This window comes from Nocardioides sp. FY1077 (assembly GCF_058681775.1).
The window spans coordinates 879,676-900,482 of the sequence record NZ_JBZWDB010000003.1; the positions used below are offsets into that span (position 1 = coordinate 879,676).

Below are 20,807 nucleotides of genomic sequence, written 5' to 3' on the forward strand. Positions count from 1 at the left end.
GAGCCCTGCGGGGCGTCCGGGTGCTTGACTGGCCGCGACGACCTCGCCCGCACCGAACGGACGCCGCCCATGCCCTCTCGACCCACCTCGCGTGCCCTCCCCGGGGTCAGCGGCCTCGTCCTGCTCGGCGTCGTCGCGGTCGGCTGCGCGGGCGACGGCCGCGCCTTCTCCGACCGGGCCTCATCGGCACCGACGGCGGCCTCGCCCTCGCCCGACCCACCCGCCACGGCACCGGCCGACGACGCGCCGACCCAGGCGCCGACCGAGGCGACGGACGCGCCGTCCGAGCCGGCCGAGCCGGCCGACACGCCGACGGTCCAGGCCGCCACGGGGCCGCTGCTGGTCAGCGACCAGCTCCGGCTGCGGGTGCCCGAGGGGTGGCGGAAAGTGCGCAGCTTCACCATCTTCGACGTCGCCGCGAACGGCGGCAGCGGCATCCAGGGCAACTCGGTGCTGATCACCTCGCCCGCCGCGACCTCGGGCGGCACGTTCGCAGAGATCGAGAGGTCGGCCGCCGAGGTGCCCGGGGGGCGGCCGCTCAAGGTGCTCGACCCGGTGACGGTCGACGGGGTCGAGATGGCCCACGTGCGCGGTCCGTTCGGTGGCATCCTCACCGACACCTACGTCGCGGTGGTGAAGACCCGCCTGGGCACCCACAGGGTCGCGATCTCGTTCGGCTACGACAACGGGGTCGAGGACGACAGGGCCTTCCAGCAGGCGCTCATGGACGAGGTCCTGGCCTCCGTCGACTGGCTCGCGATCCCCTAGGCGCCAGCCCGGACCCGGCCGGGTCCCGGCCCGGCCACCCGGCCGGCGAGTGCCGTCACCTCGGCGAGGGTGGCCATCGAGGTGTCTCCCGGGGTCGTCATCGACAGGGCGGCGTGCGCGACGCCGAGCTCGACGGCACGGCGCAGCCCGGTGTCGGTCAGCAGCCCGTGCACGAACCCCGACGCGAAGGAGTCGCCGCTCCCGACGCGGTCGAGGACCTCCAGGTCGCGCACCGGCGCCACCCGTTGCACGCCCTCGCGCCGCGACCAGGCCACGGCGCCGAAGTCGTGGACCGACGCCGAGCGCACCTCCCGGTGCGTCGCCGCGACGACGGCCAGGCCGGGGAAGGCCTCGGCCACGCGGAGCGCCTGCTCCTCGAAGGGCTCGCCGGGCCGGTGCGCCAGGCCCGCCGAGGAGGCGAGGTGCTCCTCGGCCCCGAACAGCACGTCGACGTGGGGCAGCACCTGCGCCGTCAGTGCGTTGGCCGCCGCCAGCCCGCCCCGCGAGCGCCACAGGCTCGGGCGGTAGTTGGGGTCGTACGACACGACGGTCCCGTGTCGCCGCGCGGCGGCCAGGCACGCCACCACCGTGCGACGGGCGTCCTCCGACAGTCCTGCGAACACGCCTCCGGTGTGCAGCCAGCGCACGCCGAGACCGCCGAACAGGTGGTCGAGGTCGAGGTCGTCGGGGCGCAGCTGCGAGGCCGCGGAGCGACCCCGGTCGGAGACGCCGACGGGCGCCCGGACGCCCGCACCGCGCTCGGTGAAGTTCAGGCCGTTGCGCACCGTGGGCGCGACCCGGCCGGCCGCCACCCAGTGGACCTGCGACGTGGCCACCCCGCCGGCCTGCACCAGCGACTCGACCAGGCGACCGACCTCGTCGTCCACGAGGGCGGTCACCACGGCGGTGCGGTGACCGAACACCCGGCTGAGGCCCCGTGCGACGTTGTACTCCCCGCCGCCCTCACCGACGTCGAACCGGCGGGCGGAGCGGATGCGGCCGTGCTCCGGGTCGAGGCGCAGCATCACCTCGCCGAGCGCCACCGCGTCGAAGGTGCAGGCGTCGGGGGGAGGCGTCGGCAGCCAGGTCCCCGTCGTCCCCGTCGTCACGGCCGGCGCCGTCGCGGCGGCACCGAGGCCGCGACGTCGGCCCTGATGCCGAGCAGGGTCTCGACCACGAGCTCCTCGCGCGCGGCGGTCAGGGCGCCGAGCGGGACCACCACGCTGAGGGCGCTGCGCGGCGACCCGGGCCACGACAGCGCGACGCTCAGGCGGCGCGACAGCGGGACCGTGAGCTCGTCGCGGACGGCGAAGCCGCGCGCCGCGGTCTCGGCGAGCTCGCGCAGCAGCGCCTCGCGGTCGACAGAGGCGGCCGGGTCGGCGGCCAGCCTGGCCGCCAGGGCCTCCCAGCGCGCCGGCGGGTCCTCGGCCAGCATCGCCAGGCCGGGCGAGGTCCCCGCGGCGGGGAGCTGTCGCCCCACCGCCGACGACCAGCTCGCCGCCGGGGTCGGTCGCCGCTCGGCCACGACGACCACCCGGTCTCCGTCCAGCCTGGACAGCTGCACCAGCTCCCGGGTCGCCGCGAGGGCCTCCTCCAGGTGGGGCAGCGAGCGCAGCAGCGCCCAGTCCTGGTCCTGGAAGGACTGGCCCACCACGAACGCGCGCACCCCGAGGTCGTACCTGCCCCCGGGGGCGCTGAGCCAGTCGCGCGAGACCATCGTCCGCAGCAGGGCGTGCAGGCTGCTGCGCGGCACCGACAGGCGTTCGGCGAGCTGGGTCAGGGTCCCGCCGCCACGGGCCGCGATCTCGTCGAGCAGCTCGAGCGCCCGCGCCGCCGACTTCACGGGTCCGACGGCGAACGGGTCGGACACGGGCTCGTCCCACATGCCACTACCCCTCACTGATTCACGGACACGAACTGCGTTCACAGTCTAGTCCATGTCGGGGTGCATGAGTACCCACCCGGGCGAGTGGGCAGCCACCGGGCGCACGTCCTCCGACACGGGGCGCAGCCGCGTGGACGTCCTCCTGGGCTGGCGCAGGCCGTCGGCGTTCGCGGCGCGGACGAGACGGATCTCTACCTCGCCGGCGGCCACCTCGGCTGCCGCCAGGGACCGCAGGTGCAGCGCGGCCACCTCGGCCGCCCCTCCAGGGCGGCTGCCTGGACGATGGCTGCGGCGCGGTGGGCCGCAGCGGCCCCGCACCCGACCCGGGCGAGCAGGCGTTCGAGGCACAGGTCCGGACCCGCGGCCGGGGTGCCGGGTCGCACGCGTGCCGTGGGCACCCGACGAGGCCGCCGTCTCGCCGACGCACCCCGCCTTCCCACCAGGCCCGCGTGCTGCCACACTCGGCAACGGACGCGCAACGGGGCAGACCCTGGGTTCACACACCTCCCGTGCGTCGGCCGTTACATCACATGGGGTGATGCGTCACCACGAGGGACGAGCGGCCGCAGGCGCACCACCCGCGGGGGACGTGCACACGCTGCGTCTCCCCCGCGGGGCCCGTCATCCCTCACATCAGGTCGGGATACCCCTCGGGTGCGTCGCGCAGGGGGTACCGGGTCATCCAGGCCTCCACCGTCTCCGACGACACGTCGGAGCAGTACTGCGTCACGCCCTCCTCGTCGGCGCGCGAGGCCGTGCGGTCGGTGGGATCGGCGTACCAGTGCGTGAGCGCGTAGTGCATGCCGTCGGGGAACGGGTCGCCGTCCTCGGCGGTCCACGGCGCGGCGATGAAGGCCTTGCTCGGGTCGGGCGCCCTGCCCAGGGTCGCGTAGCGGTCGGCGAGGAGACGCAGCCGGTCGAGGGCGTCGGCGTCGTCGACGACGCTCTGGTCGTACCAGAGGATGTTGTAGCCGTGCTCGAGGTTGTGGACCAGCACGTCGACGTCGGGGCGGGTGGTGACGTCGTAGAAGGTGGCGGCACGCACCTCCCACCGCCCGGCGTGGTCGCCGAACGACGGCGGGGCCGCGTCGTACTCCGCGTCGCCCACGTGGGCCCCGGCGCCCCGGGTCGGCTCCCGCACGACCGGGCCGCAGGCGGCCGCAGTGGCGGGCGCCGGCTCGGCGGCGCTGCCTGCGTCGTCGTCGGCGCCGAGGCGCCACCACGCGGTGGCGGCGACCGCGACGGCGAGCACCGTGGCGACGACGAGGGCGAGGCGCCGACGTGGGGCGGCGCCGGAGGTCGTGGCGCTCACGACGTTCCTCCTGGGGTGGTCGAGAGTGCCTGGGTGAGGGTCGACCGGACGTCGTCGAGCGACGGCCGGTGGGCCGGGTCGGGGTGGACGCAGGCCTCCACGAGGTCCGCGACCGGTGTGGGCACGTGCGCGAGCCGGCGCCGGAACGGCCGCGCGGTCGCCCGCGGGGCGTGACCGGCACGCCACCTGCCCTCCTGGCCGTGGGCGAGCTCACCGGTGAGCGCCTCACCGAGCGTGACGCCGAGCCCGTAGACGTCGCTGAGGGCGCTGAGCCCGGTGCCGGCGGCCTGCTCGGGGGCGAGGTACCCGTCGGTGCCCGCGTGCGGACGGCCGTCGCCCGGCGGCGACACCAGGCTGAGGTCGATCAGGACCGCCCGACCCGACTGCACGACGACGTTGGACGGCTTCACGTCGAGGTGCAGCCACCCGCGGCGGTGCAGGTAGCCGAGCACCGAGACGAGCTGCAGGCCGAGCACCGCGGTGTCCCGGGGGTCCAGCGGCCCACGCTCGATGACGGCGCCCAGGGTGTCCCCGGTCAGCGTCTCCAGCACCACCGCGGTCCGAGGTGCGGTCACCACGTCGTAGGCCCGCACCAGGTGCGGGTGGCTGAGGTCGCGCAGCAGCGCCCCCTCCCGGAGCAGCGCCGACCGGCACTCCTCCTCGTCCTCGCGGTCCGGGCGCAGCACCTTGACGACGCAGCGGCAGTCCCGCTCGGTGCTGACGACGTCGTAGGTGTCGAGGCGGTTGCCCCGGCGCATCAGGGCGACGACGTCGTAGCCCGGCAGGAGCTCCTCGCCGGGGGCCACCCGGGCGACGGCGTCCTCCCGCCTCGTGGCGGTGGTGAAGAAGGTCATGACGTCCCTCCGACGAGTGCGGGTGGTGCGGTGACTGCTGGGCCCGGGTGCTCGGCCGGGGTCTGGACCTCGCCGTCGACGAGGTGCACGACGCGGTCGGCGAACTCCACGGCCACGGGGTCGTGGGTGATCAGCACGACGGTGCGCTCGCGCGCGGCCTCGCGCAGGGGCGCCAGGATGCGGCGGGCGGTCGTCGGGTCGAGCCCGGTGGTCGGCTCGTCGAGGACCAGGACCGGGCTGCCGCGGAGCAGCGCGCGCGCCAGGGAGAGGCGCTGGCGCTGACCGCCCGACAGCGAGCGACCGCGCTGGCCGATGCGGGTGTCGTACCCGTCGGGCAGCGCCTCGACGAAGGTGTCGGCGTCCGCGGCACGGGCCGCGCGCTCGACGTCCTCCCGGGAGGCGTCGGGGCGGGCGTAGGCGATGTTGTCGTGCACCGAGGCGTCCAGCAGCATCGTCTCCTGCAGGACCACGCAGACCGCGTCACGCACCGAGCGGATCGTGACGTCGCGCACCTCGTGCCCGTCGATCCACACCGATCCGCCGGTCGGCTCCACCTGGCGGGTGAGCAGGCGGGCGAGGGTGGACTTGCCGGCGCCGCTCGCGCCGAGCACCGCCACGACCTCCCCGGGGTGCGCGGTCAGCGAGACCTGGTGGAGGGCGTCGCGCGGGGCGCCGGGGTAGCGCACGGTGACCTCGTCGAGGCGCAGGACGCCCCGGGCGTCGGTGAGGTCGACGGCTCCCGGTCGCTCCGCCACCGGCGGCTCCTCCAGCAGCTCGACGACGCGCTCGATGCCGGCGGTCGCCGCGAACATGCTGGGGAGCAGGTCGCTGAGCTCGCGGACCGGTCGGTAGCACTGGCTCATCAGGGTGAGGAAGGCCAGCAGCCCGCCCAGGGTCAGCCGGTCGGTGGCCAGGGCCCACGTGCCGAGCGTGATGACCAGCAGGATCCCGACCAGCTCGGCGAGGTCGACGACGGGCATGAACACCGACCTGACCCGGCTGGCGGCCATCTGGGCGTCGGCGATCCCGCGGTTCTGCCGGTGGAACGCGGCGATGGCCTCGTCCTCGCGGTTGTAGGCCTGCACCAGCGCTCCGGTGGCGATCGCCTCCTCGGCGACCGAGGCCAGCGAGCCGCCCCGGCGGGCCCGCTCGCGCGAGACGTCCTTCACGAAGCGGGCGAAGGCCTGCGCCACCCACCAGAACACGGGCACGACGACCAGGGAGGCCAGCGCCAGCTCCCACTGCAGCCAGAAGAGCGCGCCGACGAGGAAGACCAGCTGGACCAGGGCGGCGATGCCCGAGGTGAGCTGGCCGATCATGAACCGTTCCACCGAGCCGATGTCGGCGGTGAGGCGGGACAGCACGTCGCCGAGGCGACGCCGCTCGTGGGTGTGCAGGGGCAGCCGCAGGAGGTGGCGGAAGGTGTCGGTGCGGACGGTGAGCAGGAAGCGCTGGGAGACCCAGGTCGACAGGATGTCGTCGCCGCCGGAGATGACCGCGCTCGCCAGGTTGAGACCGACGTAGGCCAGGGCGATCCACAGCAGCGGCTCGAACGTGGCGGGGACGAGCACGTCGTCGACCAGGCGCTGGAACAGCAGCACCTCGGCGATGCCGATCAGCGACGTCACCGCGAGCAGGAGGAGGCCCAGCGCGAGCCACCAACGCTGGGGCCGCAGGACGGGCCAGAAGTAGGTGAACACCTCGCGCAGGGTCATCCCCGGCGCGTCGTCGACCAGCCGGGCGTCGTCGGCGCCGGGCCTGAGGGAGGCGACGACCCGCCGCCACGCCGAGGAGGGCGGGGCGGGGGTCGACGCGCCGGGACGGACGGCCCCGACGAGGGGGCCGTCCGTCCGGTCGGGCGAGGAGGGCACGATCAGTTGGTGCGCGTGCGGTTGCGGCGACGGCACAGGCGGCGACGGCGACGGGACTTGAAGCGGCGGCACCCGGACCGGGTGTCGTCCTCGCGGGCCATCGTTGCCGGCTGGAGCGAGGCGAAGATCCCTGACTGCATCTGACTTTCCCTTCTGTCCGAGCCCGGCCGTTCCGGGCTCATGACCAGATGCTGTCGGCCGCACGTGAGGCCACCGTGAGGCCCGCGTGAGCAACCTCTTAGGTGGCCCGGCCGAGGCGGTACTGCTGCGGGCTGGCGCCGTGCACGCGCTTGAACGCCGCGCTGAAGGAGAACGGCGTGCCGTAGCCGACCTGGCGGGCGACGGCGGCGACCGTGGCGTCGGTGGAGACCAGCAGGTCGGCGGCGAGGGCCAGCCGCCAGCCGGCGAGGTAGCCCATGGGCGGCTCCCCGAGGAGCGCGGTGAAGCGGCGCCCGAGCGCCGCTCGGGACACGCCCACCCGGGCGGCGAGCTCCTCGACGGTCCAGGGGTGGGCGACCTCCTGGTGGAGCAGCGACAGGGCCGGTCCGACGGCGGGGTCGTGCTGCGCGCGGAACCACCCGGGGGCGGCGTCCTGCCGCCCGGCGAACCACGTGCGCAGCGTCGAGATGAGCAGCACGTCGAGCAGCCGGTCGAGCAGCGCCCGCTGCCCGGGAGCCTCGACCTGCACCTGCTCGGCCAGCAGGTCGAGCAGCGGGGTCGCCGCCTCCTCGCGGCCCAGCAGGACCACGTCCGGGAGCGCCGCGAGCAGGGGCCGGCCTGCCTCGCCCTCCCCCTCGTACGTCCCGACCAGCAGCACGCAGCCGCCGTCGGTGTGCCCCCACGTGCGGATCCCGAGCGACCACTCGTCCCAGAGCGCCCGACCGTCCTCCGCGCGGGTGCAGCGCCCGCCCGGGGAGATCGTCACGGTCGGCGGCGTGCCCGGGTCGTCGGCGACGGTGTAGTGGCCGGGCCCGCGCACGACAGCCACCTGCCCCGGTCCCATCCGCACCGGCGTCCGACCGTCGGAGCAGACCCAGGCCTCGCCGCGCAGCACCGCGAGGACGGTCAGCGGCGCCTCGTCCTCCACCCGCAGGGACCACGGGGGGTCGAGCAGGGCCCGGAGGAGGAACGCGCCGCGCGCCCGCGGGCCGTCGAGCAGGGCCTCCAGCACGTCCACGCGGGTCACGCTAGCCGCACCGACGGCCGGGGAGCCGCTCACGCCGACACCGACACCGCGCGACGCAGGTAGGTGCGGTCGGTGGCCTGGGCGAGGAGGAAGGCGGCGACGTCGGGCCGGCCGATCTTCAGCCGCAGGCCGCTCTCCGAGCCGCCGAAGCCGTGGCGCACGGGCCCCGGGCTGCGGTCGACGAACGCCGAGGGCCGCACGACGGTCCACTCCAGGGCGCTGTCCTTCACGACCTGCTCCTGCCGCACGTGGTCGGCGTACGCCGGACGCAGCAGCGCCCCGAACATCACGTAGCGCCACCACAGGTCGAGGTTCGGCCGGCTCGAGCCCACACCGAGCGTGGACTGGCAGACCAGCCGCCCGCCCCCGGCCTGCTCCATCGCGGTGACGACGGCGCGGGTGCCGGCCTCGCGCACCTCGCCCCGCCGTCCGGCGCCGAGCGCGACCACGACCGCGTCGGCGTCCCTCACGACGGGCAGGCAGGCGGCCGGGTCGGTGACGTCGCCCTCGACGACGTGCAACCGGTCGTGCGTGGCGGCGACGCGGGCGGCGTCGCGGGTGAAGGCCGTGACGTCGTGGCCGGCGGCCAGCGCCTGCTCGACGACGAGCCGGCCGATGGTGCCGGTGGCGCCGAAGACGGTGAGGTCCATGGTGTCTCCCTGATCTCTCTCGTGGTTCTCGGTGGGCGGATCGGTGGTCGGGTCGGGCGGTGGGGTGGTGGGTCAGCCGGCCGGGCGGCCGGTGACGACGAGGGCCCACGACAGGGCGACGAGCGACCCCGACGAGGTGACGGTGCGCACGACGTTCCAGCGCACCCAGCGCTCCTCGAACCGCGCCCGCAGGTCGGCGGCGTCGGGGAGCGTGGCGTCGGCCGCCACGGCGTCCTGCACCGCGGCGTTCAGCGGCAGGTGGACCGCGACGGTGACGACCACCGTCGCCGCCACCAGCACCAGCGCGACCACCAGCCACGGCACCGCCGGGCTGCGCGCCGACGCGTGCAGGAGCAGCGCGACCGCGCTCAGCGCGGGGCTGCCCAGGAAGGTCAGCCTGAACCACGGGTTGGCGACGGCGGCGTCCACGCGGGCGAACGCGGTGAGCAGCTCGGCGTCGCCGAGGGTCGCGAGCCCCGGCACCACCGTGTGGGCGAAGGCGAGCAGCAGCCCGGCGACCATCGCGGTCGCGAGCACGGCGGCGACCAGGACCGCGGCGCCCGCCGTGGTGGCCAGCGTGGTGGTCGGCGTGGTGGTCAGCGCGGTGGTGGTCACGGGTCCATCCCAGTCCGACGCGACCAACGCGGCCATGGCCTCGGCGCTCGCAGGCATGCGCCGGGCGCTCACCCCGCGGGCGGTCGGCCGACGTCCCCGGAGCGCCTCAGCCGCGGGACCGGCGACGAGAGGGAGGCTGGGCGGATGGACGACCTGGGCTTCGACGAGCTGATGGAACTGGTGGTGCGCGGCTTCGAGGTCGGCGGGGTGGTGATCCTCGCCGTCGGGTCGCTGGCGGCGTTCCTGCGCGCCGCGGCGTCGTTCCGTGCGGTGGGCTGGGCGCGTGCCTACGAGGAAGCGCGCCGCAACGTCGGTCGCGCCATCCTGCTGGGCCTGGAGTTCCTGATCATCGCCGACATCGTCATGACCATCACCGTGGACCCGACGCTGACCAGCGCGGCCACCCTCGGGCTGATCGTGCTGGTGCGGACCTTCCTCAGCTTCTCCCTCGAGGTCGAGCTCGAGGGTTCGCTGCCCTGGCGTCGCGCCCGCGAGACCGCCCGGCTCGACCCGTCGGGAGCCGGCGACCGCTGACCCGCGGCGGCCGGTCGGGTGACCGGCCAGGTGCCGGCCAGGTGCCGACCAGGCGACCGCCGGTCGACCCGTGCGCACGGACCGGACGAAGTTAGGTTAGCCTCACCTTCGCCGGGCGGGTCGCAGTGTCGCGAGCCGCCTCCCCACGGGGTGCCGCACCGCGGCGCCCGCCCTGTTCGAAAGGACCACCGTGCGTTCCCTGCGCCTCCTGGTCGGCTCCCTAGGAGCCGCCACCCTCGTCCTCGCCGGCTGCGGCTCGTCGGACGGCACCGACTCCGCCGAGGCCGCCGACCCGTCGTCGAGCACCTCGACCTCGACCCAGTTCCCCGTCACCATCGAGCACGCGCTCGGCACCACCACGATCGAGGAGGACCCCGAGCGCGTCGCCACCGTCAACTGGGCCAACCACGAGGTGCCGCTGGCCCTCGGCGTCGTGCCGGTCGGGATGGCCGCGGCCAACTTCGGCGACGACGACGGCGACGGCCTGCTGCCGTGGGTCAGCGAGAAGCTGGAGGAGCTCGGCGCCGAGACGCCGGTGCTCTTCGACGAGACCGACGGCATCGACTTCGAGGCCGTGGCCGACACCGCCCCCGACGTCATCCTGGCCTCCTACTCCGGGCTGACGCAGGAGGACTACGACACCCTCAGCGAGATCGCCCCCGTCGTGGCCTACCCCGAGGCGCCCTGGTCGACGCAGTGGCGCGACATGATCCGCCTCAGCAGCGAGGCGATGGGCATGGCCGAGGAGGGCGACGCGCTCGTGGCCGACCTCGAGACGCAGATCGCCGAGACCGTGGAGCAGCAGCCCGCGCTCGAGGGCACGTCGGCGATGTTCCTGACCCACGTCGACACCACCGACCTCAGCGAGGTCAGCTACTACACCAGCCACGACACCCGGGCCCGGTTCTTCGAGGACCTCGGCCTGACCACGCCCGACAGCATCGCCGAGGCCTCGGCCGAGACCGACCAGTTCTCGGGCACCCTCAGCGCCGAGCAGATCGACCAGCTCGACGACGTCGACGTGATCGTGACCTACGGCGACCAGGAGCTCGTCGACGCCCTCGAGTCCGACCCGCTGCTCTCCAAGATGCCGGCGGTGGAGAACGAGGCGATCGTGCTGCTGCCCGACACCCCGCTCGGCACCGCCGCCAACCCCACGCCGCTCTCGATCTCCTTCGTGCTCGAGGACTACGTGGACATGCTGGCCGAGGCCGCCGGCGCCTAGGTGGTCACCGCTCCCCCGTTCCCCGCCTCGGTCGCCGCCTCCACGCGGCGACCGAGGCGGCTGCGCGCCCTCTGGCTGCTCGCGGCCGTCGTCGCGCTCGTGGCGCTCACCGCGCTGTCGGTGGCCGTCGGCTCGCGCGACGTCGCCTGGGCGGACGTCGTCGCGGCCCTGGGCGGGTCGAGCGAGACCCTCGAGGAGGCGGCGGTCACCAAGCGCGTGCCGCGCACCCTGCTCGCGGTGGCCGTCGGCGCCGCCCTCGGCCTCGCCGGCGCGGTCATGCAGGGCGTGACGCGCAACCCGCTGGCCGACCCCGGCATCCTCGGCGTCAACACCGGCGCGTCGCTGGCCGTCGTCGCCGGCATCGCCTTCCTGGGCATGACCGACCCCGCCGCGTACGTCTGGTCGGCCGTGCTCGGTGCCGCCGTGGCCGCGGTGTTCGTCTACACCGTGGGCTCGCTGGGCCGCGGCGGGGCCACCCCGCTCAAGCTCGCGCTCGCCGGCACCGCCACCTCGGCGGCGCTCACGTCGTTCATCACCGCCGTGGTGCTCCCGCGCAACGACATCGCCGGCGGGGTGCGGTCGTGGCTGGTCGGCGGGGTGGGCGGGGCGACGTACGCCACCACCGGCCTGGTCGCGCCGTTCCTCCTCGTCGGGCTGCTGGTGTGCCTCGCCTCCGCCCGCGGGCTGAACTCGCTGGCCCTCGGTGACGACGTCGCCGCCGGGCTCGGCCAGCACGTCGCCCTGACCCGGGGCGCCGCCGCCGCCGGCGCGGTGCTGCTGTGCGGCGCGGCCACCGCGGTGGCCGGTCCGATCGGCTTCGTAGGCCTCGTCGTTCCCCACCTGTGCCGCCTGCTGGTGGGCGTCGACCACCGCTGGCTGCTGCCGTTCTCCGCCTTCGGCGGCGCCGCGCTGCTGACCGCCGCCGACGTGGTCGGCCGCGTGGTCGCCCGGCCCGGCGAGATCGACGTCGGCATCGTCACCGCCCTGGTGGGCGCCCCGTTCTTCATCCACGTCGTGCGCCGCCAGAAGGTGCGTGCCCTGTGAGCGCCCCGACCACCCCAGCCACCCCGGCTGCCGCCGCCCCTGTCGCCTCGGCCGTCGAGCGCACCGCCCGCGGGCGGGTGCGCCGAGCCGCGCGGCGGCGCGCGGTCGTGGCGGTGCTGGCGGTGCTGGTCGTCGCGACGTTCCTGCTGAGCCTGATGGTGGGACGCACCTGGTACCCGCCGGGCGACGTGCTCGCGGTCGTGGCGGGCCAGGACGTGCCCGGGGCGTCGTTCACCGTCGGCCGGCTGCGCCTGCCACGCGCCGTGCTCGCGCTCCTCGTGGGGCTGTGCTTCGGGATGGGCGGGGTCACCTTCCAGACCATGCTGCGCAACCCGCTGGCCAGCCCCGACATCATCGGCATCAGCGCCGGGTCGAGCGCAGCGGCGGCGTTCGCGATCGTCACCCTCGGGCTGTCGGGGGCGGCGGTCTCGGCGCTGGCCATCACCGTCGGCCTCGGGGTCGCGGTGCTGATCTACGTGCTGTCGTTCCGCGACGGCGTGGCCGGCACGCGCCTGGTGCTGATCGGCATCGGGGTCGCGGCGATGCTGGAGAGCGTCACCGCCTACGTCCTCAGCGGCGCCGCGGAGTGGGACCTCCAGGAGGCCACCCGCTGGCTGACCGGCAGCCTCAACAGCGCCGGGTGGGGCGACGTCGTGCCGACGGTGCTCGCGCTCGCCGCCCTCGCCCCGGTCCTGCTGGCGCGGGCGGGCGACCTGGAGATGCTGCAGCTCGGCGACGACGCCGCCTCGGCGCTCGGGGTGCGGGTGGAGCGCACCCGCCTGGTGGCGATCGTGGCCGCCGTGGGGCTGGTCGCCTTCGCCACGGCGGCCGCCGGACCGATCGCGTTCGTGGCGTTCCTGGCCGGCCCGATCGCGGCCCGGGTCGTCGGACCGGGCGCCTCGCTGCTGGTGCCCTCCGCGCTGGTCGGCGCCCTGCTGGTGCTGGTCGCCGACCTCGCCGGCCAGTACGCCTTCGCGCACCGCTACCCCGTCGGCGTCGTGACCGGCGTCCTCGGGGCGCCCTACCTCGTCTACCTCATCGTCCGCACCCACCGCGCCGGAGGCTCCCTGTGACCACCCGCCACTCCCTCACCGTCGAGGACCTCGAGCTCGGCTACGGCGAGCGCACCGTCATCGCCTCGCTCGACCTGGTCGTGCCCCCGGGCCGGGTCACCGCCATCGTCGGGGCCAACGCGTGCGGCAAGTCGACCCTGCTGCGCTCGATGTCGCGGCTGCTGCGCCCGCGCGGCGGCCAGGTGCTGCTCGACGGCCGCCAGGTGCACCGGCTGCCCGCCAAGGAGCTGGCCCGCACGCTCGGCCTGCTCCCCCAGTCGCCCACCGCGCCCGAGGGCATCACCGTCGGCGACCTCGTCGGGCGCGGGCGCAACCCCCACCAGCGCCTGCTCGCGCGCTGGAGCGCGGCCGACGACGCCGCCGTGGCCGACGCGCTCGAGGCCACCGACACCCTCGAGCTCGCCGAGCGCCCCGTCGACGAGCTGTCGGGCGGGCAGCGCCAGCGGGTGTGGATCGCGATGGCACTGGCCCAGCAGACCGACGTCCTGCTGCTCGACGAGCCGACGACGTTCCTCGACGTCAGCCACCAGGTGGAGGTGCTCGACCTGCTCACCGACCTCAACCGCACCCGCGGCACGACCATCGTGATGGTGCTGCACGACCTCAACCTCGCCGCGCGCTACGCCGACCACCTGGTCGCGCTGGCCGCCGGGCGCCTCCACGTCGCCGGCACCCCCCACGAGGTGCTCACCGAGGAGACCGTCGAGGCGCTCTTCGGCCTGCGCTCGCGGGTGGTCGTCGACCCCGTGTCCGGGCGGCCGCTGATGCTGCCGATCGGGCGCCACCACGTCACGGAGGCGTCCGGTGCCGCTCCCGTCGCGGAGCCCGCGCTGCCGTAGCGCCCGCACGCGCGACGCTCACAGGTACGGCGACCCTGCCCACTGGCCGTGCTCGGCGTGCCGGTCGGAGGCCAGCCGGCTGGCCAGCACGGCGGCCTGCGAGCGACGTTCCAGGCCCAGCTTGGCCAGCACGTTCGACACGTAGTTCTTCACGGTCTTCTCCGCCAGGAACATGCGGTCGCCGATCTGGCGGTTGGTGAGGCCCTCGGCGATCAGGTCGAGGATGCGGCGCTCCTGCGCGGTCAACGAGGCCAGCTCGGGAGGGACGTCCCGCGGGACCGGCGCCCGGGTGCGCACCCGCTCGACGAGCTCGGGGTCGATCAGCGAGCCGCCCTCGGCCAGGACCCGCACCGCCTCGAGCAGCTCGCGACCGTTGGCCTGCTTCAGCACGTAGCCGGCCGCCCCGGCGAGCACCGCGGAGAACAGCGCCTCCTCGTCGTCGTACGACGTCAGCATCAGGCAGGCGATGCTCGGGTCGAGGGCGTGCACGCGGCGGCACACCTCGACCCCCGTGCCGTCGGGCAGCCGCGAGTCGAGCACGGCGATGTCGGGACGCAGCGCCGGGATCTGCGCCATCGCGGCCACGGCGGTGTCGGCCTCGCCGACCACGTGGTAGTCCTCCACGTGCTCCAGCAGCTCGTGCAGCCCCCGCCGCACCAGCTCGTGGTCGTCGAGCAGGAAAATCGTCGTCGTCACGGTGCTCTCCCCCAGGCATCATCCGAGACGGGGCACGCTGCCCCGCCCGCATGGTCCACGGCCTGTCTTCGCGGGGCCAGGGACCAAGGTCCCGAGACAACTCCTTGACTTTCGGCGAGACTACTCCGCCAGGGGAGGTCATGGAGAGCTTCGAGGCGGCAGAGGTGCCGCACCTTGGTTTCGACTCGCTGCTGGCCCAGCTGGTGGAGCGGGCCGGCGAGCTGCGGGGCGCGCGCGACCGTCTCCAGTCCCTCCTGAGGGCCCACCACGGCCTGGTCCGCACCCTCGACCTGCCCACCGTGCAGGCCAGTGTCTGCACGTTCACCGCCGGTCTCGTCGACGCCTCCCACGTCGCCCTGGTGCTGTGGGACGAGGACGACGAGCTGCTCAGCGTGGTGCACCACGCCGTCGACGCCTGCGTCACCGGCTCCACCGGCGCGACCACGCGCACCGCCGACCTGCGCCGCCTCGTCGCCGCCACCCGCTCGTGGCAGCCCCCGCAGGACGTGGTCGCCCTGGTGGCCGACCACTGCTCGTGCGGCGACGACGCGCTGCACCGTCCCGTGGGTGAGCAGGTGCTGGTGCCGGTGCACGTCAGGGGGCAGCACCGCGCCACGCTCTGCGTCACCGCCCGGCGCGGTGCGGCGTTCGACGCCGACGACGAGGAGCTGATGTCCGCGCTCGCGGTGACCGCCGGCATCGCGATGACCAACGCCGTGCTCTACGACGACCTCGCCTACCGGGAGCGCTGGTCGTCGGTGCTGACCCACACCGCGCGGGACGTCGCCCTGCACGACACCGACGAGGTCACGCCGCTGCTCGCCACCGCCCTGGACCTGGCCGACGCGGTCGTCGTCGGCACCGCCGTGCTCGAGCCCGGCGGCGGCGCGCTGCGCTTCACCCACGCCACCGGGCTGGCCGCCCGGGAGACGGTGGGGCTGGTGGTGCCCGTCGCGGGCACGCTGGCCGGGCGCGCGGTCACCACCGGTGACACCGTGATCTCCGAGGCGATGCACGAGGGCGAGCCGTTCGGCTACCTGGGCATCGCGGACCTCGGCCACGCCGTCGCCATCCCCTTCGTCGTCGAGCGGCGCGACACGGGCGGGGTGCTGATGATGGTGCGGGGTCGCGGCGAGGGCGGCTTCCGTCGGCGGGACCGGGTGATGGCCGAGGCGTACGCCGCCCAGCTCGGGGTGCTGCGGGCGCAGTCGGCGGCCCGGGAGGCCCGGGAGCACCTGGGTGTCGTGGAGGACCGCCGCCGCATCGCGCGCGACCTCCACGACCACGTCGTCCAACGCCTCTTCGCGGTGGGGATGGGCCTGGAGGAGGTGGCGCTGCGCCTGGGACCGGGCCCGGTCGCGGAGCGGGTGAGCGAGATCGCGACGGAGGTGGACGAGGCGAGCGCCCAGATCAGACGCAGCGTGCTGTCGCTGGGTCACGCCGGGAGCACCACCTCGCTGCGGGACCGGATCACCGAGGTGGTGGCCTCGGCCACCGGGTTCGCCACGCCGCCGACCACGACCACCAGCGGGCCGATCGAGCAGGTGCGGGAGGCCAGCCTGTGCGACGACGCCGTGGCGGTGGTCCGCGAGGCCCTGTCGAACGCGGCGCGGCACGGCCGGGCCCGGACCGCGCACGTCGCGCTGGTCGTGCGCGACGGCCACCTGCACGTCGAGGTGGCCGACGACGGCCGGCCCGCGCCGGGGAACGACCGGCCCGTCGCCCGCACCACCACCAGCGGCCTGGCGAACCTGGCCGAGCGGGGCCGCCGCCGCGGTGGCGGCATGGACGTCTCCCGCCCCGACGAGGGCTCCGGCGTCGTCGTGCACTGGCACGTGCCCCTGTGAGGCGGCGCGGCGGGAGGGACGGCTGGTGCGTTCGGGGCGTTCGGGGCGGTCGGGGCGGTCGGGGCGGTCGGGGCGGTCGGGACCTATGACCCTGTGAGCCCGCTGTTCTGCTTCCTAGGCTCCGATCAGCTCGCGGTACCTGGGGAACGGCCCGGTCACCGGGGTCGAACCCCGGGGGGTCTCATGTCCGTGCAGGTACTGGCGCGCAGCGGTTACCGCGTGCTCATCGTCGAGAACCACGTCCTCTTCGCCGAGTCCCTCGAGCTCGCCCTCGGCGTCGAGGGGTACGACGCCCGCCGCACCCGCCTCGACGACGTGGCGCGGGCGCCGGGACAGATGACGGCGGTCCTGGCCCGCCAGCAGCCGCGGCTGGTCCTGGTCGGTCTCGACGCCGGCCCGCTCGGCAGCGCCGCGCGCGTGGTGCGCTCCGTCGCGGCCGGCGGCACCAGCGTGGTCGTGGTGACGTCGTCGACCGATCGGGCCCGGTGGGGGGAGTGCCTGCGCCTCGGCGCCCGCCAGGTCGTCTCGCGGACCCGCCCCCTCAACGAGCTGCTGTCGGTGGTGCGCCGGTTGCACCAGGGGCTCCCCGTGCTGCAGGTCGACGAGCGCGAGGAGCTGCTGCGGCTCTGGCACGAGCGCCACGAGGACCACGACGACCTGCGTCGGCGCCTCGAGACGCTGACCAACCGCGAGCAGGAGGTCCTCCAGGGACTCATGCGCGGCGCCCTGGTGCGCGACATCGCCCGGGAGTCGGTGGTCTCGGAGGCCACCGTGCGCACCCAGGTGAAGTCGATCCTGGCCAAGCTCGGGGTGTCGTCGCAGCTCTCCGCGGTCGGCATCGCCCACCGCCTGGGCTGGTTCACCCCCGTCGGCTGACCCCGCCGGCTGACCCCGCCGGGCGGGCCGCTCAGCGGGCCGAGCCGGCCCGCCGGGCCAGCTCGTCGACGGCCATCCGCCGTACCTCGTGCACGCTGCTCGCGTAGCCGCTGGTGGCGGCCGGCGGCAGCGCGAGCCCGAGCAGCCGCTCGAGGTGGGCGGTCGGCGTGCGCGCGAGCAGCCCGGCGACCCCGTCGGGGGACGTGGCCGGGTGGATCGCCAGCACCAGCAACCGGGCGAGCGCCGGGTCGCGGCGGGCCGCACCTGGGCGGATCATGACCGCGCTCCCCTCGTCGGGCCCGTCGTGCTACGTCAGGCCGACGGGGACCCTGGCAGACCGGGGAGATCAGGTGGCCGGGCCGTGGGGGGCGGCGACCACACACCTGGCCCCCGTCGACCCCCCGATCACAGCGGGTGCGGGGCCGTCCCGTCCAGGGTCGAAGGTCCCGGGCTCAGAGCCCGACCTGGTCCTTGACCCGCTCGGCGACCTGGTAGTGCTGCGCCGCCCAGATCGCGACGCCGGCGAGGACCAGCCCGCCGACGGTGATGACCGTCGAGCTCACCGGGTGGCGCCGGGCGTGGGCCCAGGTCGCCCGGGCCTTCTCCTTGAAGGTGTCGAAGAACCGCTGCGCCCAGCTGAACTCCGAGGACCACACCCACAGCCCCAGCAGGACCGGCGGGATGGTGAGCGGCCCGGGCAGCACCGACAGCGCGACGCCCAGGGCCACGCAGAGCAGCCCGACGACGAAGACCCCCACCCGCCACGCCTGGTGCAGCGCCGGGTTGGCGCGGATGCGGTGGCGCCAGCTGCCGTGCTCGACCGCGGTCGAGGCGCCCAGCCCGTCGGCGCAGTCGGGGCAGGCGAGGTCGTGCTGGGCGGCGTCGGTGGTCATCTCCGGATCGGTACCCCGCGCCGGACCCGGCACGCCCTCCCCCCACCCGGCCGGGCGGGCGGCGGGCGGGCGGGCGGGCGGGCGGGCGGTGCCGTACCGGGCCTCGCGTTGGGTGCGTCGGGGAGGATGGGCCCATGGCCGACCTCCCGCGCAAGGCAGCAGCCCGCACCGCCCGCCTCGCCGCGCTCCCGCTGGGGTACGCCGGGCGCAGCGCGCTGGGCTTCGGCAAGCGGATGGGCGGCCGGCCGGCCGAGTCGGTGATGAACGACATCCAGCAGAAGACCGCCGAGCAGGTGTTCCGCACGTTGGGGGAGCTCAAGGGCGGGGCGATGAAGTTCGGCCAGGCGCTGTCGGTGCTGGAGGCCGCGCTGCCCGAGGAGATGGCCGGGCCCTACCGTGCCGAGCTCACCAAGCTGCAGGACTCCGCTCCCCCGATGCCGACCCAGACCGTGCGCGACACCCTGGCCCGCGACCTCGGCCCGACCTGGCGCGAGCAGCTGGTGTGGCTCGACGGCGGCCCGACCGCGGCGGCGTCCATCGGCCAGGTGCACAAGGGCCGCTGGCACGACGGGCGCGACGTCGCGGTGAAGGTGCAGTACCCCGGTGCCGGCGACGCGCTGCGCTCCGACCTGCGCCAGCTGTCCCGCCTGGCCCGCACGATCGGGCCGATGGTGCCCGGGCTCGACGTGAAGCCGCTGATCGAGGAGATGCAGGCCCGCACCGAGGAGGAGCTCGACTACCACCTCGAGGCCGAGGCGCAGCGCCGCTTCGCCGCCGCCTTCCGCGACGACCCCGACATCGTCGTGCCCGACGTCGTCGCCGCGGGCGAGACCAGCCTGGTCACCGAGTGGATGGAGTCGACCTCGTCGCTGGCCAAGGTCATCGCGGAGGGCACGCAGGCCGAGCGCGACCACTACGGCGAGCTGTTCGTGCGCTTCCTGGTCGCCGGCCCCGCCCGCACCGGCATGCTCCACGCCGACCCGCACCCCGGCAACTTCCGCGTCCTGCCCCACGCCGACGGCGAGCCCGGCGGCATGGGCGTGCTCGACTTCGGCGCCGTGGCCCGCCTGCCCGAGGGTCGGCTGCCCGCGGCCACCGGCCGGCTGATGCGGGTGGCGGCCACCGGCGACGCCGACGCCCTGATGGCCGGGCTGCGCACCGAGGGCTTCGTGCGCGACAAGGTCACCCTCGACCCGCAGCAGCTGCTCGACTACCTCTCGCCGTTCGTGGAGCCCACCGAGGTCGAGCGGTTCCGGTTCACCCGGGCGTGGATGCAGCAGCAGTTCCAGCGCATCAACAACCCCCGCGACCCGTCGTTCACGGTGGCGATCAAGATCAACCTGCCCCCCTCCTACCTGCTGATCCACCGCACCTGGCTGGGCGCCATCGGCATCCTCAGCCAGCTCGAGGCCGAGGTGCCGTTCCGCGAGATCCTCACCGAGTCGCTGCCCGGCTTCGCCGAGGGGACCTGACCCCGCACGTCCGCGTCTGGTTGGCTGCAGGCATGCAGCGACGCACGCTCGGGAGCCTGGTCGGAGCCGTCGGAGGGGCGACGTTCGTCGTCGTGAACGCCGGCGACCTGCCCGGCTCGCTCGTCCTGCGGGTGGCGGCCGTCGCGCTCGTCGTGGCGACCCTCGTCGCCGGCCTGCGGCCCTCCGCCGACGTGCCACCGCCGTCGCGCGCGGCCGTGCGCACCTACGGCTGGTGCGTGACCCTCATGGTGGTCGCGATCGTCGTCGGGGCCCGACTGCTCGCCGTCCTCGACCGGCCCCGCCTCGTGCTGCCGTGGGTGGTGGTCGTCGTGGGTCTGCACTTCTGGCCCTTCGCCCGCGCCTTCGCCGCCCCGCTCTTCGCCCGGTTGGCCGCCGCGCTGGTGGTCGTCGGGCTGGCCGGCGCCGTCGCCGTGCTCGCCGGCCTCCCCCACGCGCCCGCCTGGACCGGCGTCACCGCCGGCTTCGTCCTCCTGGCGTCCTCCCTCACCGGCGAGCTCGCCGCCCCCCGCCCCTCTCCCTCCCCGACCGGCTAGAGCCGCGCGGTCCTCGCCGGTCGATCAGGGCACGGTTCGTCGGTCGGCAGGGCGCGCAGCGCCCGTGTCGAAACCCCGCAGCCTCGCGAGGATCCGCCCGACCCTTCGCTGGTCGAGTGCCGAGGAGCGCCAGCGACGAGGCGTACCGAGACCACCGCGCCCCTCGCTAGTCGAGTGCCGAGGAGCCCTTCGAGACGCTCGCTGCGCTCGCTCCTCAGGAACCACGCCAGCGACGAGGGGTATCGAGACCCCCAGGCCCCTCGCTGGTCGAGTGCCGAGGAGCGCCAGCGACGAGGTGTATCGAGACCCCCGCGGCCCTCGCTGGTCGAGTGCCGAGGAGCGCCAGCGACGAGGTGTATCGAGACCCCCGCGGCCCTCGCTGGTCGAGTGCCGAGGAGCCCTTCGAGACGCTCGCTGCGCTCGCTCCTCAGGAACCACGCCAGCGACGAGGTGTATCGAGACCCCTAGGCCCCTCGCTGGTCGAGTGCCGAGGAGCCCTTCGAGACGCTCGCTGCGCTCGCTCCTCAGGAACCACGCCAGCGACGAGGTGTATCGAGACCCCGCAACCAGGGCGATCGACCGGTGGAGAACCACTGCACTCGAACACTTGTTC

At 75.0% G+C, this 20,807-nt stretch carries 22 protein-coding genes; 10 read left to right on the forward strand and 12 right to left on the reverse strand.

Going from position 1 to position 20,807, the window contains the following annotated elements; all coding sequences use genetic code 11:
* Positions 1 to 69: 69 nt before the first annotated feature.
* Positions 70 to 768 carry a hypothetical protein gene (locus AC4OR8_RS13740; RefSeq protein WP_492166124.1) on the forward strand — a complete coding sequence of 233 codons (699 nt, stop codon included), beginning with the start codon at positions 70 to 72 and terminating at the stop codon, positions 766 to 768.
* Here AC4OR8_RS13740 and AC4OR8_RS13745 read toward each other — a convergent pair.
* From AC4OR8_RS13745 to AC4OR8_RS13785, 9 genes are all read right to left on the reverse strand, one after another.
* The gene (locus tag AC4OR8_RS13745; protein ID WP_492166125.1) at positions 765 to 1,877 is read right to left on the reverse strand and encodes a sugar kinase; all 1,113 of its coding nucleotides are present in this window, start codon (positions 1,875 to 1,877) and stop codon (positions 765 to 767) included. The genes AC4OR8_RS13740 and AC4OR8_RS13745 overlap by 4 nt on opposite strands.
* Positions 1,874 to 2,653: an IclR family transcriptional regulator gene (locus AC4OR8_RS13750; protein WP_492166126.1), complete on the reverse strand. Its 780-nt coding sequence runs from the start codon at positions 2,651 to 2,653 to the stop codon at positions 1,874 to 1,876. The genes AC4OR8_RS13745 and AC4OR8_RS13750 overlap by 4 nt, the downstream gene beginning before the upstream one ends.
* Positions 2,654 to 2,698: 45 nt before the next feature.
* Positions 2,699 to 2,902 (reverse strand): hypothetical protein, encoded by a 204-nt coding sequence (locus AC4OR8_RS13755; protein ID WP_492166127.1) that lies wholly within the window; start codon positions 2,900 to 2,902, stop codon positions 2,699 to 2,701.
* 379 nt (positions 2,903 to 3,281) lie between these two features.
* Positions 3,282 to 3,965: a DUF3105 domain-containing protein gene (locus tag AC4OR8_RS13760; RefSeq protein WP_492166128.1), complete on the reverse strand. Its 684-nt coding sequence runs from the start codon at positions 3,963 to 3,965 to the stop codon at positions 3,282 to 3,284.
* Positions 3,962 to 4,819 (reverse strand): serine/threonine-protein kinase, encoded by an 858-nt coding sequence (locus AC4OR8_RS13765; protein WP_492166129.1) that lies wholly within the window; start codon positions 4,817 to 4,819, stop codon positions 3,962 to 3,964. Before AC4OR8_RS13765 ends, AC4OR8_RS13760 begins: the two co-directional genes overlap by 4 nt.
* The gene (locus AC4OR8_RS13770) at positions 4,816 to 6,690 is read right to left on the reverse strand and encodes an ABC transporter ATP-binding protein (RefSeq protein ID WP_492166130.1); all 1,875 of its coding nucleotides are present in this window, start codon (positions 6,688 to 6,690) and stop codon (positions 4,816 to 4,818) included. Before AC4OR8_RS13770 ends, AC4OR8_RS13765 begins: the two co-directional genes overlap by 4 nt.
* 238 nt (positions 6,691 to 6,928) lie before the next feature.
* The gene (locus AC4OR8_RS13775) at positions 6,929 to 7,867 is read right to left on the reverse strand and encodes an AraC family transcriptional regulator (RefSeq protein ID WP_492166131.1); all 939 of its coding nucleotides are present in this window, start codon (positions 7,865 to 7,867) and stop codon (positions 6,929 to 6,931) included.
* Between the two features lie 38 nt (positions 7,868 to 7,905).
* Entirely contained in the window at positions 7,906 to 8,526 is a 621-nt protein-coding gene (locus AC4OR8_RS13780) for an NAD(P)-dependent oxidoreductase (protein ID WP_492166132.1), read from the reverse strand.
* A gap of 72 nt (positions 8,527 to 8,598) precedes the next feature.
* The gene (locus AC4OR8_RS13785) at positions 8,599 to 9,141 is read right to left on the reverse strand and encodes an anthrone oxygenase family protein (protein WP_492166133.1); all 543 of its coding nucleotides are present in this window, start codon (positions 9,139 to 9,141) and stop codon (positions 8,599 to 8,601) included.
* Between the two features lie 144 nt (positions 9,142 to 9,285).
* Here AC4OR8_RS13785 and AC4OR8_RS13790 point away from each other — a divergent pair, with 144 nt between their 5' ends.
* From AC4OR8_RS13790 to AC4OR8_RS13810, 5 genes are all read left to right on the forward strand, one after another.
* Entirely contained in the window at positions 9,286 to 9,675 is a 390-nt protein-coding gene (locus tag AC4OR8_RS13790) for a DUF1622 domain-containing protein (protein ID WP_492166134.1), read from the forward strand.
* 190 nt (positions 9,676 to 9,865) lie between these two features.
* Positions 9,866 to 10,900 carry an iron-siderophore ABC transporter substrate-binding protein gene (locus AC4OR8_RS13795; protein ID WP_492166135.1) on the forward strand — a complete coding sequence of 345 codons (1,035 nt, stop codon included), beginning with the start codon at positions 9,866 to 9,868 and terminating at the stop codon, positions 10,898 to 10,900.
* Positions 10,901 to 11,944 carry a FecCD family ABC transporter permease gene (locus AC4OR8_RS13800; protein WP_492166136.1) on the forward strand — a complete coding sequence of 348 codons (1,044 nt, stop codon included), beginning with the start codon at positions 10,901 to 10,903 and terminating at the stop codon, positions 11,942 to 11,944.
* Positions 11,941 to 13,017 (forward strand): FecCD family ABC transporter permease, encoded by a 1,077-nt coding sequence (locus AC4OR8_RS13805; protein ID WP_492166137.1) that lies wholly within the window; start codon positions 11,941 to 11,943, stop codon positions 13,015 to 13,017. Before AC4OR8_RS13800 ends, AC4OR8_RS13805 begins: the two co-directional genes overlap by 4 nt.
* On the forward strand, positions 13,014 to 13,856 hold the full coding sequence (locus AC4OR8_RS13810; RefSeq protein ID WP_492166138.1) for an ABC transporter ATP-binding protein: 843 nt from the start codon (positions 13,014 to 13,016) through the stop codon (positions 13,854 to 13,856). The genes AC4OR8_RS13805 and AC4OR8_RS13810 overlap by 4 nt, the downstream gene beginning before the upstream one ends.
* A gap of 18 nt (positions 13,857 to 13,874) precedes the next feature.
* On the opposite strand, the gene AC4OR8_RS13815 is transcribed toward AC4OR8_RS13810, so the two are convergent.
* Entirely contained in the window at positions 13,875 to 14,552 is a 678-nt protein-coding gene (locus tag AC4OR8_RS13815) for a response regulator (protein WP_492166139.1), read from the reverse strand.
* Between the two features lie 140 nt (positions 14,553 to 14,692).
* On the opposite strand from AC4OR8_RS13815, the gene AC4OR8_RS13820 reads away from it, so the two are divergent.
* Both AC4OR8_RS13820 and AC4OR8_RS13825 read left to right on the forward strand, forming a co-directional pair.
* Positions 14,693 to 16,399 carry a sensor histidine kinase gene (locus AC4OR8_RS13820; RefSeq protein WP_492166140.1) on the forward strand — a complete coding sequence of 569 codons (1,707 nt, stop codon included), beginning with the start codon at positions 14,693 to 14,695 and terminating at the stop codon, positions 16,397 to 16,399.
* A 183-nt stretch (positions 16,400 to 16,582) separates the two neighbouring features.
* Positions 16,583 to 17,275 carry a helix-turn-helix transcriptional regulator gene (locus tag AC4OR8_RS13825; protein WP_492166141.1) on the forward strand — a complete coding sequence of 231 codons (693 nt, stop codon included), beginning with the start codon at positions 16,583 to 16,585 and terminating at the stop codon, positions 17,273 to 17,275.
* Positions 17,276 to 17,306: 31 nt separating this feature from the next.
* On the opposite strand, the gene AC4OR8_RS13830 is transcribed toward AC4OR8_RS13825, so the two are convergent.
* On the reverse strand, positions 17,307 to 17,552 hold the full coding sequence (locus AC4OR8_RS13830) for a hypothetical protein (protein ID WP_492166142.1): 246 nt from the start codon (positions 17,550 to 17,552) through the stop codon (positions 17,307 to 17,309).
* Between the two features lie 175 nt (positions 17,553 to 17,727).
* A complete protein-coding gene (locus AC4OR8_RS13835; RefSeq protein ID WP_492166143.1) occupies positions 17,728 to 18,168 on the reverse strand; it encodes a PGPGW domain-containing protein in 441 nt (146 codons plus the stop codon).
* 134 nt (positions 18,169 to 18,302) lie between these two features.
* On the opposite strand from AC4OR8_RS13835, the gene AC4OR8_RS13840 reads away from it, so the two are divergent.
* Entirely contained in the window at positions 18,303 to 19,640 is a 1,338-nt protein-coding gene (locus AC4OR8_RS13840) for an ABC1 kinase family protein (protein ID WP_492166144.1), read from the forward strand.
* Between the two features lie 32 nt (positions 19,641 to 19,672).
* Positions 19,673 to 20,194: a hypothetical protein gene (locus tag AC4OR8_RS13845; protein ID WP_492166145.1), complete on the forward strand. Its 522-nt coding sequence runs from the start codon at positions 19,673 to 19,675 to the stop codon at positions 20,192 to 20,194.
* Positions 20,195 to 20,807 lie beyond the last annotated feature (613 nt).